The sequence below is a fragment of the Hydrogenophaga sp. genome, assembly GCF_030373225.1.
Lineage (GTDB): Bacteria > Pseudomonadota > Gammaproteobacteria > Burkholderiales > Burkholderiaceae_C > Hydrogenophaga.
Genome location: NZ_JAUCZG010000014.1, coordinates 12,985 through 30,301 on the forward strand (window position 1 = coordinate 12,985; position 17,317 = coordinate 30,301).

Genomic DNA, 17,317 nt, shown 5'->3' on the forward strand with positions numbered 1-17,317 from the left:
CCATGCGGGTAAACCCGATTGAAGCTGAATAATTCAAGTATAAACTAATTAGACATGAACACTCCAGACTCGCCTCTCCAACGGATCCTGTGCATTGGTGGCGGCCCGGCGGGGCTGTATTTCGCGCTGCTGATGAAGCGCCGCGATCCGTCTCTCACGGTCACCGTGGTCGAGCGCAACCGCCCGTTCGACACCTTCGGCTGGGGCGTGGTGTTCTCCGACCAGACCCTGGGCAATCTGCAGGCCGCCGACCCCGAGAGCGCGCAGCTGATCGGCGACGCCTTCAACCACTGGGACGACATCGAGGTCTTCTACAAGGGCGGCCGCGTGCGCTCGGGCGGACATGGTTTTTGCGGCATCGGACGCAAGAAGCTGCTCAACATCCTGCAGGAACGCTGCCTGGCGCTGGGCGTCAACCTGGTCTTCGAGACCGATGTGGCAGACGACCAGGCGCTGGCTGCGCAGTACGACGCAGACCTGGTGATCGCCAGTGACGGCCTCAACAGCCGCATTCGCACCCGCTACGCCGACACCTTCCAGCCCGACATCGACACCCGCGAATGCCGCTTTGTCTGGCTCGGCACAAAAAAGACCTTCGACGCCTTCACCTTCGACTTCGTGCAGACCGAACACGGCTGGTTCCAGGCGCACGCCTACAAGTTCGACAGCGACACATCGACCTTCATCGTGGAGACGCCCGAAGCGGTGTGGAAGGCCCACGGCATCGACCGGATGGATCAGGCCGAAGGCGTGGCGTTCTGCGAAAGGCTTTTTGCCGACCGGCTGGAAGGCCACGCCCTCATCAGCAATGCGCAGCATCTGCGGGGCTCGGCCAACTGGATCCGCTTTCCGCGCGTGATCTGCAAGACATGGGTGCACCGGGTTGACATTCCTGACCCCCACGCTCCACCGCTGCGCGGGTCGCTGCCCCCCGAGGGGGCTGATCCGGCTTGGGGCGGCCCGGCGCCGGATCGCGCGGCAAAGCGCATACCAGTGGTGCTCATGGGAGACGCCGCCCACACCGCGCACTTCTCCATCGGCAGCGGCACCAAGCTCGCACTGGAAGACGCGATCGACCTGGCCAACGAATTCACGCGCCACGCGAATGCCGATGTGGACGAAGTGCTGCGTGGCTACGAAGCACGCCGAAGTGTCGAGGTGCTCAAGATCCAGAATGCCGCGCGCAACTCGACCGAGTGGTTCGAGAACGTGGAGCGCTACAGCGGCATGGAGGTGGAGCAGTTCGCCTACTCGCTGCTCACGCGCAGCCAGCGCATCAGCCATGAAAACCTGCGCCTGCGCGATGCGGGTTGGCTCGAAGGCTACGAGTCGTGGCTGGCGCGTTTCAGCCCTGGCGCAGCGGCGCAGCGTGGGGGCGAGAACGATCCGGCGCCGGGCCGCCCCAAGCCGGATCAGCCCCCCCGGGGGGCAGCGACCCGCGCAGCGGCGCAGCGTGGGGGCGAGAACGATCCGGCGCCGGGCCGCCCCAAGCCGGATCAGCCCCCCCGGGGGGCAGCGACCCGCGCAGCGGCGGAGCGTGGGGGCCAACACCCCACACCGCCGATGCTGCTGCCGCTCACGGTGCGCGGACTGACGCTGAAAAACCGCATCGTGGTCTCGCCCATGGCGCAGTACAGCGCGGTGGACGGGGTGGTGGGCGACTACCACCTGGTGCACCTGGGCGCGCGCGCGCTCGGTGGTGCGGCGCTGGTGATGGTGGAGATGACCAGCCCCACGCCGGAGGGTCGCATCACACCCGGCTGCCCCGGCTTGTGGAACGACGCGCAGCAAGCCGGCTTCCAGCGCATCGTGGACTTCAGCCACAGCCAGCAGGCGCACATCGGCATCCAGCTCGGCCACAGCGGGCCCAAGGGTTCCACACAGCTCGGCTGGGAACGCATCGACGAGCCGCTGGCGACCGGCAACTGGCCCGTGATCTCGGCCAGCGCCGTGCCGTATGGCGAGCAGAACCAGGTGCCCCGCGCCATGACCCGCGCCGACATGGACGCGCTCACCGCCGCCTTCGTCGAGTCGACGAAGCGTGCCGCTGCCGCCGGCTTCGACTGGCTTGAATTGCACGCGGCCCACGGCTACCTGCTCTCGGCCTTCATCTGCCCGCTGACCAACCAACGCACCGACGAATACGGCGGCACGCTGGCCAACCGCTGCCGCTATCCGCTGGAGGTGTTCACCGCGGTGCGCGCCGCGTGGCCGGCGGATCGGCCCATGAGCGTGCGCATCTCGGCGCACGACTGGGCGCCCGGCGGCAACACCCCGGACGACGCAGTGGCGATGGCGCGGCTGTTCAAGGCCGCCGGCTGCGACGTGATCGACGTGTCCTCTGGCCAGACCACGCGCGCGGCCAAGCCGGTGTACGGCCGCATGTACCAGACACCGTTCGCCGACCGGGTGCGCAACGAGGCCGGCATCCTCACCATGGCGGTGGGTGCGATCAGCGAAGCCGACCACGCCAACAGCATCATCGCCGCCGGCCGCGCCGACCTCTGCGCCGTGGCCCGCCCCCACCTGGCCAACCCGGCCTGGACACTGCACGAGGCCGCCAGGCTGCAGACACGCGCCCTGCAATGGCCACGCCCCTACGAAAGCGGGCGGGACCAGCTCTACCGCGAAACGGCCCGATTGAACGCCCTCAACATCAGCGACAAGCCATGAACATCAACGGAGCAAGCAAGAGCCCGAGCCAGCCGCCGGGCCGCCCCAAGGCAGGCTCAGCCCCCTCGGGGGGCAGCGGACCTCGCGAAGCGGGGGAGCGTGGGGGCTCCGAGGCCCAGCCGCCGGGCCGCCCCAAGGCAGGCTCAGCCCCCCCGGGGGGCAGCGGACCTCGCGAAGCGGGGGAGCGTGGGGGCCTGCTGGATCTGGAAGCAAGGGCCCACAGCGAACACGCACAGGAACTGCGTTTGTGGCTGCGCCTGCTCACCTGCTCGCAGCTGATCGAAAAACGCGTGCGCACCGGCCTGCGCGAGCAGTTCGACACCACGCTGCCGCGCTTCGACCTCATGGCCCAGCTGGAGCGCCACCCCGAGGGGTTGAAGATGAAGGAGCTGTCGCACCGGCTCATGGTCACCGGTGGCAACGTCACCGGCATCACCGACCAGCTGGTCAACGAAGGCCTGGTGGAGCGGCTCGATGTGGACGGCGACCGCCGTGCATTTCGCGTGGCGCTGACCGAGCACGGCCGCGCCACCTTTGTCGAGATGGCGCGCCAGCACGAACAGTGGATCGTGGACGCCTTCGAAGGTCTGAGTCCGCGCGATCTGGAGAGCCTGCACAAACTGCTGGGCAAGGTGAAGGCCCATCAACTCGACATCAATCAGCGCATCGAAGAATGAAACACCCCATCCCCGACCACAACCCCATGCGCGGCCAATACACCGCCATGGCCAACGCCCGCCCCGGCCATTTCGCGCTCAGCGTGAACGAAGGCGTGGCCACCGTCACGCTCAACCGGCCCGAGCGCAAGAACCCGCTGACGTTCGACTCCTACGCCGAGTTGCGCGACTGGTTTGTGGCGCTGCAAAAAAGCACCGACATCCGCGCGGTGGTGCTCACCGGCGCGGGTGACAACTTCTGCTCGGGCGGCGATGTGCACGAAATCATCGGACCGCTCACGAAGATGAGCATGCCCGAGCTGCTGGCCTTCACCCGAATGACCGGCGCACTGGTGAGCGCGATGCGCGCCTGCCCGCAGCCCATCGTGGCGGCGCTCGACGGCGTTTGCGCCGGCGCCGGCGCGATGATGGCCCTGGCCGCTGACCTGCGCCTGGGCACACCGCAGGCGACCGTGGCTTTTCTCTTCACCCGCGTGGGCCTGGCCGGTGCCGACATGGGTGCCTGCGCCTTGCTGCCGCGCATGATCGGCCAGGGCCGCGCCAGCGAACTGCTGTTCACCGGGCGCGCCATGACGGCGCAAGAAGGCCACGCCTGGGGCTTCTTCAACACGCTGCACGAGAACGCCGCGCTGCTGCCCGCCGCGCACAAGCTCGCCGCTCAACTCGCGCAAGGACCAACCTTCGCGCACGGCATGACCAAGACCATGCTGCACCAGGAATGGGCCATGACGCTGGACCAGGCCATCGAAGCCGAAGCGCAGGCTCAGGCCATCTGCATGCAGACGCAGGATTTCAAACGCGCCTACGAGGCGTTCGCCGCGAAGCAGCGTCCTGTGTTCGAGGGAGATTGAAATGAAGCAACATCCGTTCGGGCTGAGCCTGTCGAAGCCCTTCCCGCGCACTTCGACAGCGCCCCTTGACCAGCCGGCAGAAAACGGCCATGGGCCGGCCTGAGATGGTTGCCTTCGAACACCCCCACGGCATGCACCCACCGCAGTCGCAGTGGGAACTGCCCTTCTTCGACGCGCACCACCGCGCCATGGCACCGCGCCTGGCCGACTGGACAGCGCTGCAACACGTGAACGAAGCCGACGACCGCGCTGCCTGCCGCGACTGGGTGGCGCGGCTGGGCGAAGCGGGCTGGCTGCGCTACTGCGTGCCCGAGGCGCATGGCGGCGCCCTGCCCGCCCTCGATTCGCGTTCGCTGGTGATCCTGCGCGAGACGCTGGCCTTCCATTCCCCGCTGGCCGACTTCGCCTTTGCCATGCAGGGGCTGGGAAGCGGCGTGATCACGCTCGCCGGCACGCCCGCGCAACAGGCGAACCACCTGCGCGACGTGGCGAGCGGCCAGCAGATCGCGGCCTTTGCGCTGAGCGAACCCGACGCCGGCTCCGACGTCGCCGCCATGACCACACAAGCCGTTCAGACCGCCGACGGCTGGACCTTGAACGGCACCAAGACCTGGATCAGCAACGGCGATCTGGCCGACTTCTACCTGGTGTTCGCCAAGACCGACCCACAGGCCGGTGCGCGCGGCATCAGCGCCTTCATCGTGAAGGCCCGACACCCGGGTCTGGACAGCAGCGAACACATCCACGTCATGGCGCCGCACCCGCTGGCCACGCTGCGTTTCACCGACTGCACGATCGCACCGGACGCGATGGTGGGTCCGCTGCACGGTGGCTTCAAGCTGGCCATGCAGACACTGGACATCTTCCGCGCGTCGGTCGCCGCGGCCGCGCTCGGCATGGCGCGCCGCGCGTTCGCTGAAAGCGTCGCGCAGGCCAGACGCCGCCAGATGTTCGGCCAGCGGCTGGCCGACTTCCAGCTCACACAGGCGCGCCTGGGCGAGATGAGCGCCCTGATCGACGCTGCCGCCCTGCTCACCTACCGCGCAGCCTGGCAGCGCGACTGCAGCGCCACCCAGGGCATGGGCACGGCGGCCTACACCACGGCGGCGGCCGCCGCCAAGCTCACCGCCACCGAGAACGCGCAGCGCGTGATCGACATGGCCGTGCAGCTGTTTGGCGGACGCGGCGTGCAGGTGGGCCAGAAGGTCGAGAGCCTGTACCGCGACATCCGCTCGCTGCGCATCTACGAAGGTGCCAGCGAGGTGCAACTGCTGATCCTCGGGAAGGCCGCACTGAAATGAACCACACGGCCTTTCCTTCCGCCCAGGCAGACCACTTCGTGCACGATCACCTGCCGCCGCCCGGGCAATGGCCCGAGTTGCGCTTCGACCGGCCCGAATTGCAGTTCCCGGCGCAGGTCAATGCGGTGCAGGCGTTGTTCGAGCGCGCGCGCCGTGCCGGTCATGCCGGGCGTCCCCTGTTCCGAAGTGAAGAGCACAGCCTGAGCTACGCGCAGGCGCAGACCGAGGTCAACCGCATCGCCAACGCCCTCACCGTGGATCTCGGCCTGGTGCCCGGCAACCGCGTGCTGCTGCGCGGTGGCAATTCGGTGGCCATGGCACTGGCCTGGCTGGCCACGGTGCAGGCCGGTCTGGTGGCGGTGGCGACCATGCCGCTGCTGCGTGCCAAAGAGCTCGGCGCCATCATCGCCAAGGCAAAGCCCTCGGTTGCGCTGTGCGACGCAAAACTGCAGGACGAACTCAAGGCCGCACTGGCCGCCGATCCGGACACCTCGGGCATGTCGCTGCTGGTGTTCAACACCGGCGGCGCCGACGTGCCCCATTCGCTGGAGACCCTGGCTGCCCGCCAGAGCGAGCACAGCATCCCCTGCACCACCGCGGCCACCGACATCGCGCTGCTGGCCTTCACCTCTGGCACCACCGGCACGCCCAAGGCCGCCGTGCACAGCCACCGCGACCTGCTCGCCGCCTGTGAAACCTGGCCGCGCCATGTGTTGCGCGCCACGCCCGACGACATCGTGGTGGGCTCGCCGCCGCTGGCCTTCACCTTCGGCCTGGGCGGTCTGCTGGTGTTTCCCATGTGGGCCGGCGCCAGCGTGTATTTCCCCTCCATCGCCTACACGCCCGAGGCCATGGTGCAGCTCATCGCCCGCGTGGGCGCCACCATCTGCTACACCGCACCGACCTTCTACCGGCAGATGGCTGCGTTCGCAAAACTGCACGGCATCGGCCAGCTGCGCATCAGTGTGAGCGCCGGCGAGGGCCTGCCCGACGCCACGCGACAGCTCTGGAAAAAGGCCACCGGGCTGGAGATGATCGACGGCATCGGTGCCACCGAGATGTTCCACATCTTCATCTCCTCAGCCCCGGAATCGGTGCGCCGCGGTGCCATCGGCCAGGTGGTGCCGGGCTACACGGCGCGCGTGGTGAATGACGCCGGCGAACCCTTGCCTGCCGGTGAAGTGGGCAGGCTTGCCGTGATCGGACCCACCGGCTGCCGCTACCTCGACGACGCGCGCCAGACGCAGTACGTGGCGGCCGGCTGGAACTTCCCTGGCGATGCCTTCCGCATGGACGCCGACGGCTATTTTTTCTACCAGGCCCGCACCGACGACATGATCATCACCGCCGGCTACAACGTGGCCGGACCGGAGGTGGAAGCCGCGCTGATGCAGCACCCGGCCGTGGCCGAATGCGGCGTGGTGGGCAAGCCCGACGACGAGCGCGGCCAGATCGTGCTGGCCTTCGTGGTGCTCAAGCCCGGCGAAACCGCCGACGCCCTGCAGGTCAAGGCGCTGCAAGACCATGTGAAACACAGCCTCGCTCCCTACAAGTACCCGCGCGAGGTGGTCTTCGTGGACCAGCTGCCGCGCACCGAAACCGGCAAGTTGCAGCGTTTTGCCTTGCGCCAGCGCGCGGGTACCTGACACCCCTCGCCTGGTCTGGCGGCCCCATCCACCACCTCTGTTTTCCTGAAACGACGGCTCTCACATGAAACACCTCCAACCGCCCGGCTGGGCTGCCCCCAGGGGATACGCCAACGGCATCGCTGCGCGCGGCACCCACGTCTTCGTCGGCGGCCAGATCGGCTGGAATGCCAGCCAGACGTTCGAGAGCGACGACTTCATCCAGCAGACCCGCCAGGCGCTGCTGAACATCCGCGAGGTGCTGGCCTGCGCCGACGCCGAGCCGCAGCACATGGTGCGCATGACCTGGTACATCACCGACCGCGTGGAATACAACGCCCGCCTGCGCGAACTCGGCGAGGTGTACCGCGAGGTCATGGGCAAGAACTTTCCGGCCATGACCTGTGTGGAAGTGAGCGCGCTGGTGGAGGCGCGGGCCCGGGTGGAGATCGAGGTGACGGCGGTCGTGCCGGACTGACGGGGAGACCAGCGGCCAGGTCGTCCAACCGCCCCGGGGCGTGGCAGCCGCGGCATTCAAGCGCTGCATCAGCCCGGCAGACGGCCGAACTCACTTTCGGGGTCGATCACCTGCGCCGGCAGGCTGATGGCGAACACACAGCCCGCGTCGGACGCCGATTCGCACCAGATGCGCCCGCCGTGCCGCTCGACGATGCGCTGCGCCAGCGCCAGGCCGGTCCCGATGCCCTCGTAGTCCATGGAATGGTGCTGGCGCTGGAACAGCGCAAACAGGTTGGGCGCATGTTCCAGATCAAAGCCCACGCCGTTGTCGCGCACAAAAACCACCCGCTCGCCGGAGCTGTCGGCCCACTGACCCACCTCGATGCGGGCCAGGGGGCGGGTGCGGGTGAAGCTCACCGCGTTCTGCAGCAGGTTGCGCAATACCTCGGCCAGCAGGATCGCGTCGCCACGCACCTGGGGCAGATCGTCATCGATCACCCACTCGATCGCGCGCGCCGGGTGCTCCGCCTGAAGGTGCCGCACCACGCCATGCACCAGCGGGCTCAAGGGAACCTGCTGCCGGGCCAGCGACACCCGCCCCATGCGGGCGTACTCCAGCAGTCCTTCGATCATCAGGCCCATGCGTTTGCTGGCCTTGGCGATGGAAGCCTGGTACTGCAACAGCTGGCTGTCGCCGTTCGGTCCGATCCGCTCCTGGGCGAGCGCAACGAAACTGGAGATGTGGCGCAGCGGCGCGCGCAGGTCGTGCGAGACGCTGTGCGAGAAGACGTCGATGTCCCGGTTCGCCGCCACCAGCTGGTTGGTGCGCCGGGCCACCCGCTCCTCGAGTGTCCGCTTGAGCTCGGCCAACTGGTGCTCGGCGCGGCTGCGCTCGGTGGCGTCCACCACCACCGCACTGGCGCACAGAAACTGCCCCTGGGCACCGAGCACCGGCTCCACGCCGAACTCGGCCCGAAACACCCTGCCTTGCGGCCCCGCCAGGTCCAGCTCCAGGGGAGCGACCGCGCGACCACGGGCCAGCAAGGCGAGATGCGCGCCGAGCAACGCGCGCGAATGCGCGTCGTCCAGGCCCACGAGCGTGAGGAAGTCGGTGGCCTGCGTCGGCCGACCCGACTCGATCGCGGTGGCATCCAGTGCCAGCCATCGGACCAGGGTGCGGTTGATGTGGACCACGCTCAGCCCGGCGTCAACGCAGACCAGCCCGCAGGCGGCATGGTCGTAGAGCGCGTCAGGGCCCGTGGAGCGTTCAGGAAAGGCCGACGTGTTGTCCATGGCGTCTCGCTCGTGTGGGGTGCAGGAAGGGCGATCGGCAGACCCGGCCCGGGCCCCTTGATGGGCGCGCCGGCGGTTCCGGATTTCAGTATCGGCCAAAAGGTCGGGAAAAGTGTCCCCTTTTTGACCAGGAAAGCCGGTGCCATCCCGCTGCGCCCATGTGGGGCCCGGCCCCTGATGGTTCATTAGCTGTTCTGATGAATCAGCTGGTTCAGCTGAGGATCGCTTAAAATGCGGGTTAACCCTAGTGAGCTCCCTGATGTTGAAGTACCTCCAAACCCTTTTCCAGACGCCCCGTTTCCCGGTCGGCGTTCGTGTCAACCGCCTCCACCAGGGCAGCCTGGACCGCACAGACGGCCGCGTCGTGGCCCAGACCGCCGACGGCGTCCTGGTCGAATGGCCCCGCAACGGCAGCGGCTGGGAGCGCCCGCACGCGCTGTGCCAGCAGGGCTGATCACCGACGCCGCGCCGCAGGCCCATGAAAAACGCCAGCTTTCGCTGGCGTTTTTCATGGGCCCGATGCGGGCATTCAGGTGCGCACGCGTCCGTCGCCCGTCAGCATGGACAACTCGGCGTAGCGCGAGGCCACGTGGTTGGTCGGGCTCAGCGAAATCGAGTACCCCCCCATGGACGTGTTGCCGATCGACTCCAGGCCGCTGATGAGGCTGTCGCGCGAGATGCGCGAGCCGGCCCGGCGCAGGCCTTCGGCGAACAGCTTGGCGGCCAGGAAACCCTCCATGCTGGAGAAGTTGGCCTGAACCTTGTTGCCACCTTTGGCGATGGCCTCCTGAAACTCACGCGAGATCGGTTTGGACGCCGTGTACGGCGTGGGCATCACCTGGGACACGACCACCCCGGCGCCGTCCTTGCCCAGTTCGTCGGCCAGCGCCTGCGTGCCCACGAAGGACACGTTGTAGAAAGTACCGCCGTATCCTGCGGCCTTGGCCGCGCGGATGTAGGCCGCACACGACTTGTAGGCACTGATCTGCACCACCGCATCGGGCTTGGCCGCATTGATCTTCTCGACCGCCTGCGCCACTTCCACCGAGTTGCGCTCCACCGTGGCCGTGGCCACCGGCTCCAGGTTGCGGGCCTTCAGCGCGAGCACCGTGCCGTCGAGTCCGGCCTTGCCGTAGGCGTCGTTCTGGTGGAACACCGCGATCTTCTTCAGACCGAGGTTGGTGAGCTGGCGCACGATCAGCTCGGTCTCGTCGTTGTACGAAGCGCGCAGGTGAAAGGCGAGCCGGTTGAACGGCTGGCGCAGGCCCATGGCGCCGGTGAAGGGCGCGAAGAAGGGGAGTTCGGCCTTGAAGGCCAGCGGCAACGCGGCCACGCTGGTGGGTGTGCCGATGTAGCCAAACAGCGCGAACACATCGGCTGCAATCAGCTTGTTGGTGTTTTCGGCACAGCGGTCGGGCTCGTAGCCGTCGTCGAGTTGCAGGATCTCGATGCGCTGCTGGTTCACCCCGCCCTGGCCGTTGATCTGGTCGAAATACAGCTTGGCACCCGCGTGGAACTGGATGCCCAGCTGCGCTGCGGCACCGGTGAAGGCCGCCGACTGGCCCAGCACGATGCGGTTGCCCGATTGCGCACGCAAGCCCGGTGCGCCGAGTGCGGCAACACCAGCGACGAATCCCGTGAAATGGCGGCGGGTGAGACCCGAAGCGGAGGAAGGTGTCATGGGGTGGATGGCTCCAGAAAAGGCATCGGAGGCCGCGTCGGGAGGCACTCCCCGCCGACGCGCACATTGCAAACATTTGTATCACTCGATGCTACCCACCCCCGTACCGTGTGCCGAGGCACTTGGTCCACCCATTCAACCGCTCATCGGGCTGTGCGCCGCTCGTGCGCGCCGACAAGGCCCGGGTGGAGTTGGTGGGCGGGGGTGGTGGGACCTTGCAAGGCGGGCCCGCCTGCGGGCTCCGCAGGATGGGTCCTTACCTTGCACTGCAACATCCCCCACATGTGGTGGGCCCGGCGTGGGCCGCGTGATAGTTTGCACGCTTCGCCGCAGCAGAGCCCGCCATGAACCTCCAACGATTTCTCGACGCCCAGGAACCGGTGTACGCACAGGCGCTGGAAGAACTCAGGGCGGGTCGCAAGCACAGCCACTGGATCTGGTTCGTCTTTCCCCAGCACCGCGGCCTGGGCAGCAGCCAGAAGGCGCAGTTTTACGGCATCGAATGTCTCGACGAAGCCCGCGCCTACCAGAAACACCCGGTGCTGGGCCGCCGCCTGCACGAGTGCACGACCGCCGTGTTGCGCCACACCCAGCAGGCGGCCAGCCAGATCCTGGGCGTTCCTGACGATCTCAAGTTTTTCTCCTGCATGACCCTGTTCAGCGAAGCCGCCCCGCAGGAACTGGTCTTCCGTCTGGCACTGCAGGCCTTCTTCAACGGTTCGAAAGACCCGGAAACCCTGCGCCTGTGCGGCCTCGCCAGCAGCTCCGCGCCCGGCGCGCGACCCGACGGCCCACCCCAGCAAAACCTGTCGGCTGCATCGCTCTGGCCGATGCGCTGACCGGCCGCCCTGGCCGGCGGCAGGACCGCCTCACCCGGCCCGGCGCCACCGCAGCGGGTCACACCGCGCTGTTGTGCGGGATCAGGCCGGCGGCTTCCTCGAAATCGAGTGTGTCGAGCAAATCCGACAGGCGCTGCACCGGTGCCGGCCCCAGCCGCGCGGCCAGTGCGCCGCGCTGCCCGGCAAAAAACGACAGGGCTTCCAGGTTCTGGTCGAGCAGCAGCTGGCGGAACTGCGCCAGCGCTGGATCACCGATCGCACTGGCGCCCTGAACGACGGTTCCGGAGGCAGGCTGCGGGCTGCACAGCTCGCCGGTGGCTTCTTCGAGTTCGGCCAGCGCAGCGCACAGCGGTGGCCACTGCTGCAGCACCGCGTTCCAGGGAGACTGGGCACGCAGCAGGTCCTCCAGCACCCGCGCCGCAGCGGCCAGCGGGCGCGCTTCCACCATGCCGGCACCGCCCTTGAGCTTGTGCATGCGGGCGGCCATCGATGCGCGCGCAACCGCGTCGGCGCTGGCCGGCAGCGGCTCGCGCTGCAACGGCCCGAACTCGTCGAGCAGTCGTCGCAGCGAGCGGCGCAACAGCGCTTCATCGCCCCCCATGCGATCGAGCGCGGCGCGGTGGTCCATGCACCGGACCGCGCCCCACGGGCCCGGATCGGAGGGCGCGGCTGCCGGTGCCGGTGCCGGCGGCAAGGCACTGACCGCCTCGCCGCTGCTGCGGGCGCGCTCGATGTGTTCGCGCAGAACCTGCTGCAGTTGCAACAGGTTGAGCTCCTTGCTCAAGAAGTCGTTCATGCCGGCGGCCAGCGCGTCATGCCGGTCATCCGGCCGGGTGCCCGCGCTCAGGGCAATCACCGGCAGCGTGATCAGGGCCAGTTCGCCCCGGATGCGGCGGGTGGTCTCCAGCCCGTCCATGTCGGGCATCTGCACGTCCATCAGCACCGCATCGAAGCGCCGGGGCCAGCTGGCCAGGTGCGTCAGTGCCTGGGCGCCTGAACGGGCGCAGGTGGCCACCGCCCCCAGGCGCTGCAACTGGTGGCGGGTGATATCGAGGTTGATGTCGCTGTCGTCCACCAGCAGGATCTGCAGGCCCTGCAACGCGGGCGCCGCGGTTGGCACCGGCGGTGCCGACGGCTTCCCTGCGCTGGCGTCGTCGGTCGGCGGCGCCAGCGCATCATGCAGCGCGCGCAAGGGTGCCGGATCGAAGCCCCTCAGCAGGCGCAAGGCTTCTTCCCCGTGCGATGCCTGGCGGGCCGAAGCCAGCGCTTTTTCAGCTCGGGAGCCAAGGTCCACCAGCGGGGTGATGCCCAGCGTTGCGGCCAGGCCCTTGAGGGTGTGTGCCACGCGCGCACCAGACTTGAAGTCACCGGCCTGCAAACCCGTTTCCAGATCGCTCATCTGGCGCGCATGGTCGTCGATGAAGCGCCCGAGAAACCGCGCATAGGCCCGGGTGCTGCCGCCCATGCGGTGCAATGCGGCACCCAGGTCGATGCCCTGCGCGTCCGCCAACGCCAGCGCCTGCGCCGGCAGCACCGACCCCTCGATGGCGGCACCGCGTTCGCCAGCAGCGTCTGCGTGCCGGGCAGGTGCGGTGTGGCGCTGGATCGTGCGCACCAGTTGCGCCAGATCGAAGGGTTTTCCCACGTGGTCGCTCATGCCCGCCTGCAGGCTCGCTTCGCGGTCGCTGGCCATGGCGTTGGCGGTCATGGCGATCACCGGCAAGGCGCCCAGGCCGAGTTCGCCGCGAATGCAGCGGGTCGCGGTGTAGCCGTCCATCACCGGCATCTGCACGTCCATGAGCACCAGGTCGAACGCCGCGCCGTCCGCGCCCAGCATGTCCACCGCGATCTGTCCATTGCCCGCCACGGTGACGCGTGCACCCTCGCCGGCCAGCAGCTCGCAGGCCACCTGCTGGTTGGTCTCGTTGTCTTCCACCAGCAGGATGTGCAGGCCCTGCAGTGCCTCCTGGCGCCGGGTCTGTGCGGTGGCAGCCGGGCCGCCGGCACGGTCTTCGCGGGCCAGCGTCAGCGCATCGGCCAGCATGGAGCCGGTGACGGGCTTGATCAGGTAACCGTCGAGCAGGTTCTTTTCCGTGCGGTCCTTGCTCTCCAGCCATTCGCGGCCATGCGCCGTGACCATGATCAGCAGGTCCAGCGCCTCGCACAGCGGCGCCGACTTGAGCCGGCGCGCCGATTCCCAGCCATCAAGACCGGGCATGTGCCAGTCCATGAACACGGCATCGAAGCGCCGTCCACGCTGGCGTGCCTGCGTCAGGCGCTCGATGGCCTCTTCTCCGCTGGCCACCACCTCCACCCGCCAGCCATTGGCCCGGGCCATGGACGACAGGGTGTCGCGGGCGATGTCGCTGTCGTCCACGATCAACACGTCCAGTGCACGCCCGGCAGGCTCGGTCTGCAGGCCCTGCCCCGCCGCCGGCAACTGCAGCGCGATGGAAAAGCGGAACACGGTTCCGCGTCCGACCTCGCTGTGCAGCGAGAGCTCGCCACCCATCATGGCCACCAGGCGCTGGCAGATCACCAGCCCCAGGCCGGTGCCACCGAAGCGGCGAGTCGTCGTGGCCTCGGCCTGCGTGAAGCCCTCGAAAATGCGGGCCTGGTTTTCCGGCGCAATGCCGATGCCGGTGTCGCGCACGGCCACATCGAGCATCACCTGCGCCTCGCCCACGCGCCGCGCGCGCAACGACACCACCACCTCGCCAAAGTCGGTGAACTTGATGGCATTGCCGGCCAGGTTCATCAGGATCTGGCGCAGGCGCAGGGCGTCGCCGACGAGCACCGGAGGCACATCGGCGCCGATGTCGAACAGCACCTCGATCTCCTTCTCGCCAACGCTGGCCGACAGCACGGTGGCCAGTTCGCGCAACACGTGGTCCAGGTTGAAAGGGTAGGGATCGAGCGTGAGCTTGCCCGCCTCGACCTTGGAGAAATCGAGGATGTCGTTGAGCAGGCCGAGCAGCGATCGCGCCGCGTTTTCGGTCTTCGCGGCGTAGTCGAGCTGGCGCGGCGACAGACCCGTGCGCTGCAGCAGCGACAGCATGCCCAGGATGGCGTTCATCGGGGTGCGTATCTCGTGGCTCATGTTGGCGAGGAACTGGCTCTTGGCGTGCGAGGCCGCCTCGGCCGCCACCGCCGCCTGCACGACCTCGGTGATGTCGAAGCGAAAGCTCACCACATGGCCGTCGGGCATGGCGCGCTCCACCACCCGCAGGGTTCGCCCACCGGGGATGTTGCGCTGCCAGTCACCGCCCTGCCGGTGATCGCGCACCCGCTCGGCCACCCATTCCTCGGTGCGCCCGCGCGCGGCAGGCGGCTCGTGCAGCGCCAGGCTGGCGCGCACCACGGTCTCGAATTTCACGCCGGGGCGCAGCACTTCGTCGATTTCGCGGTACAGCTCGCGGTAGCGTTCGTTGATGAACACCAGCTCGTCCGCGGCATCGAAGATCACCACGCCGGCTCCGGTGACCTCCAGTGCGCTGGACATGAGTTCGTTGGAGCGCCGGGCCTGGTTTTCGGCTTCGCGCCGGGCCGAGATGTCGACATAGGTGGTGACGAAGCCTCCCTTGTCCATCCGGCCCCGGCGCAACTCGATCACCTCCCCGCCGGGCAGGATGCGTTCGAACTGCTGCTTGCTCCCGGCCGTGACCGCCGCGTGGATGAGCTCACGCACCTGTTGCTCCACGTCGCCCGGACCAAAATCGCCCCGCTCGGCATTGAAGCGCACCATGTCCTCGAACCGGCTCACGCCCGGCTGGCACAGGTGGGCCGGCAGGCCGAACAGGCGGCCGAACTCGGTGTTGGCCACCAGCAGGCGGCCATCGGCGCCGATCATGCTGAGCGCACACGGCAGGCTTTCGATCACGTTGGTGAGCAGTTCGTGGCTGCGCTCCATGGCTTCGGAGAGCTGTCGGGCGGCGGTCACGTCCTGCATCGCCCCGACCAGGCCGCGTGGCACACCGCCCCGCACATCGAGCTCTCCCACGGCGCGCACCCGGATGGAGCGGCCAGAGGCCGTGACCAGCGGCAGTTCGACATCAAAGCCCTGCCCGGTTTCCAGCACCTCCCGAAAACCGGCCTCCACCACACTCCGTGCCTCGGGCGGGAAGTAGGACATGGCCTCCTTCAGGGTCGGCCGGTGTCCGGGCTCGAGGTCGTGGATGCGGCAGGTCTGGTCGGTCCAGAGAATCTCCCGGGTGGCGAGGTCCATCGCCCAGCCACCGACGCCGCCGATGCGCCCGGTGCGGTCCAGGAACGCCTGGCTGGCCTGCAGTTGTGCCTCGCTCTGGCGACGTTCGGTGACATCGCTCTGGATCGCCATGAAGCCCATGAAGTCGCCGGCGTCGGAGATCAGCGGCTGTATCTCGAGTTCGATCCAGTACTCGCGCCCGGACTTGCTGCGGTTGAGCAATTCACCGTGGTAGGGCTGACCGGCATCCAGCGAGGTCCGGATGCGGGCAAGCTCCTGCACGTCGGTGCCCTCGAACTGCACGAGTTCTCCGGGGCGCCGACCCATCACCTCGGCCATGGTGTAGCCGGTGATGCGCTCGAAGCCGTCATTGACCCAGGTGATGCGCCGCGCCGTGTCGGTGATGACCACCGCGTTGGACGTGCGGCGGGCAACCACTGCGAGCCGCTCGAGGTTGATCGTCATCGAGCGCGCCAGCGCCTCGGCCCGCAGGCGGGCGCGAACCGCATGCGACGCCATCCAGGCCAGCGCCAGCGTGAGCAGCACGCCCACGCCGAGCACAACGTATGCCGGCGTCTGTGTCACCGATCGTTCGAAGGCGCGCGTGCTGCTGGTCTGCAGCACGAAAGTGCGCCCGTACAGTTCGAAGTGCAGGCGCTGGCTGTAGGCGGCGGATGGCGCCAGCCGGGGCTCGGTGGTGCGGGTGATGCCCTCTCCGCTCTCGATCACGTGATAGCCGGCCACCCAGTTTTCGGGCTGGGGCGGCGCCTGCCCGGCGTACAGCTGGAAGGTGACGAGGTCGTCCGTGATGCCGGTGATGCCGCGCAGCATGTCGCGCGCGATCAGGGGGGCATACAGCACGCCCGTGAGTCTGGCCTGGCGCTCCTCCACCGTCGCCGGCACCACCCCGCCCGCGTACACCGGCATCAGCAGCAGAAAGCCGGGCGAGGGCGAACCGTCCCGGACCAGGGGCACCGGCGGGGTGAGTGTGGTCTCGCCGCTGTTGATGGCGTGTTCGATGGCGGCGCGACCGCGCGGGTCGCTGCCGATGTCGGCGCCCATGGCGCCGGGGTTGAGTTCTTCCGGCTCGACATACCGGATGACATAGAGGGTGTCGTGCTGCTTCTCGCCGAACTGGCGCAGCGCCATGCCGGGCGCATCACCCGCGCGCATCGCACGTTGGTAGGCCGGCCAGTCGGCTCGCTGAACACGGTCGACCCAGCCAAGGCCACGGCTGCCCGGCAGTTCACGGCGCAGGTCCATCGAATCGACCAGGGCCCGGAATTCGTCGCGATCGACCCGTTCGCTCGCGGCATGGGCGCCCCGCGCACCGCGCAGACCATAGGCCGCCGACGCCAGCCGCTGGGAGACTTCGGTCGCCAGCAGATCGCTCTTGCGCCAAAAATCCGTCTGGGCATCGGCGCGCACGCGCGCGGCCAGGCTGTATGCGCCGAGCGCACTGACGATCAGACCCAGGCAGAGGATCACCGCCGTCAGGCTGAAGCTGGCGAACGTCTTCCCGCGGCTGGGCAGTTCGGATTTCATCGATGCAGGCTCCGGTGACGGCGGTGGCGATGGAGATCGGGGCGGCAAGGCATCCGCGATCCATCGCACGGCCAGGCTCGCAGGGCCATCCCTGCGGCAGGAGGCTTCAGTGTCTTGTCGGCAGCGGCGGCGAAAACCTGAATCAAGCGGTGACTTGGGGCTCTTTTCC

The 17,317-nt window shown here is 68.2% G+C and carries 11 protein-coding genes; 8 read left to right on the forward strand and 3 right to left on the reverse strand.

The genetic code is table 11. From position 1 onward, the window contains the following. Nucleotides 1-54: 54 nt before the first annotated feature. The 6 genes from QUV35_RS09690 to QUV35_RS09715 all read left to right on the forward strand — a co-directional run bounded on the left by QUV35_RS09690 (nt 55) and on the right by QUV35_RS09715 (nt 7,605). The gene (locus tag QUV35_RS09690) at nt 55-2,673 is read left to right on the forward strand and encodes a bifunctional salicylyl-CoA 5-hydroxylase/oxidoreductase (protein WP_300873144.1); all 2,619 of its coding nucleotides are present in this window, start codon (nt 55-57) and stop codon (nt 2,671-2,673) included. Nucleotides 2,674-2,870: 197 nt separating this feature from the next. Continuing rightward, nucleotides 2,871-3,350 (forward strand): MarR family transcriptional regulator, encoded by a 480-nt coding sequence (locus QUV35_RS09695; protein ID WP_300873295.1) that lies wholly within the window; start codon nt 2,871-2,873, stop codon nt 3,348-3,350. Beyond that, the gene (locus QUV35_RS09700) at nt 3,347-4,201 is read left to right on the forward strand and encodes an enoyl-CoA hydratase family protein (protein WP_300873146.1); all 855 of its coding nucleotides are present in this window, start codon (nt 3,347-3,349) and stop codon (nt 4,199-4,201) included. The genes QUV35_RS09695 and QUV35_RS09700 overlap by 4 nt, the downstream gene beginning before the upstream one ends. A 104-nt stretch (nt 4,202-4,305) precedes the next feature. Then, the gene (locus QUV35_RS09705) at nt 4,306-5,502 is read left to right on the forward strand and encodes an acyl-CoA dehydrogenase family protein (RefSeq protein WP_300873297.1); all 1,197 of its coding nucleotides are present in this window, start codon (nt 4,306-4,308) and stop codon (nt 5,500-5,502) included. Then, on the forward strand, nt 5,499-7,148 hold the full coding sequence (locus tag QUV35_RS09710; RefSeq protein ID WP_300873148.1) for an AMP-binding protein: 1,650 nt from the start codon (nt 5,499-5,501) through the stop codon (nt 7,146-7,148). Before QUV35_RS09705 ends, QUV35_RS09710 begins: the two co-directional genes overlap by 4 nt. 64 nt (nt 7,149-7,212) lie before the next feature. Next, nucleotides 7,213-7,605: a RidA family protein gene (locus tag QUV35_RS09715; protein WP_300873150.1), complete on the forward strand. Its 393-nt coding sequence runs from the start codon at nt 7,213-7,215 to the stop codon at nt 7,603-7,605. A gap of 68 nt (nt 7,606-7,673) precedes the next feature. Here the strand turns inward: QUV35_RS09715 and QUV35_RS09720 are convergent, their stop codons facing one another. Further along, a complete protein-coding gene (locus tag QUV35_RS09720) occupies nt 7,674-8,879 on the reverse strand; it encodes an ATP-binding protein (RefSeq protein WP_300873152.1) in 1,206 nt (401 codons plus the stop codon). 259 nt (nt 8,880-9,138) lie between these two features. Here QUV35_RS09720 and QUV35_RS09725 point away from each other — a divergent pair, with 259 nt between their 5' ends. Beyond that, nucleotides 9,139-9,333: a hypothetical protein gene (locus tag QUV35_RS09725; protein ID WP_300873154.1), complete on the forward strand. Its 195-nt coding sequence runs from the start codon at nt 9,139-9,141 to the stop codon at nt 9,331-9,333. Nucleotides 9,334-9,408: 75 nt separating this feature from the next. On the opposite strand, the gene QUV35_RS09730 is transcribed toward QUV35_RS09725, so the two are convergent. Further along, nucleotides 9,409-10,560: an ABC transporter substrate-binding protein gene (locus QUV35_RS09730; protein ID WP_300873156.1), complete on the reverse strand. Its 1,152-nt coding sequence runs from the start codon at nt 10,558-10,560 to the stop codon at nt 9,409-9,411. A gap of 344 nt (nt 10,561-10,904) precedes the next feature. Between QUV35_RS09730 and QUV35_RS09735 the strand changes: the two genes are divergently transcribed. Next, the gene (locus QUV35_RS09735; RefSeq protein WP_366945414.1) at nt 10,905-11,399 is read left to right on the forward strand and encodes a DUF1810 domain-containing protein; all 495 of its coding nucleotides are present in this window, start codon (nt 10,905-10,907) and stop codon (nt 11,397-11,399) included. Nucleotides 11,400-11,457: 58 nt separating this feature from the next. Here QUV35_RS09735 and QUV35_RS09740 read toward each other — a convergent pair whose 3' ends face one another. Beyond that, complete coding sequence (locus QUV35_RS09740) at nt 11,458-17,148, reverse strand: response regulator (RefSeq protein ID WP_300873159.1); 5,691 nt, start codon at nt 17,146-17,148, stop codon at nt 11,458-11,460. Between the last annotated feature and the right edge of the window lie 169 nt (nt 17,149-17,317).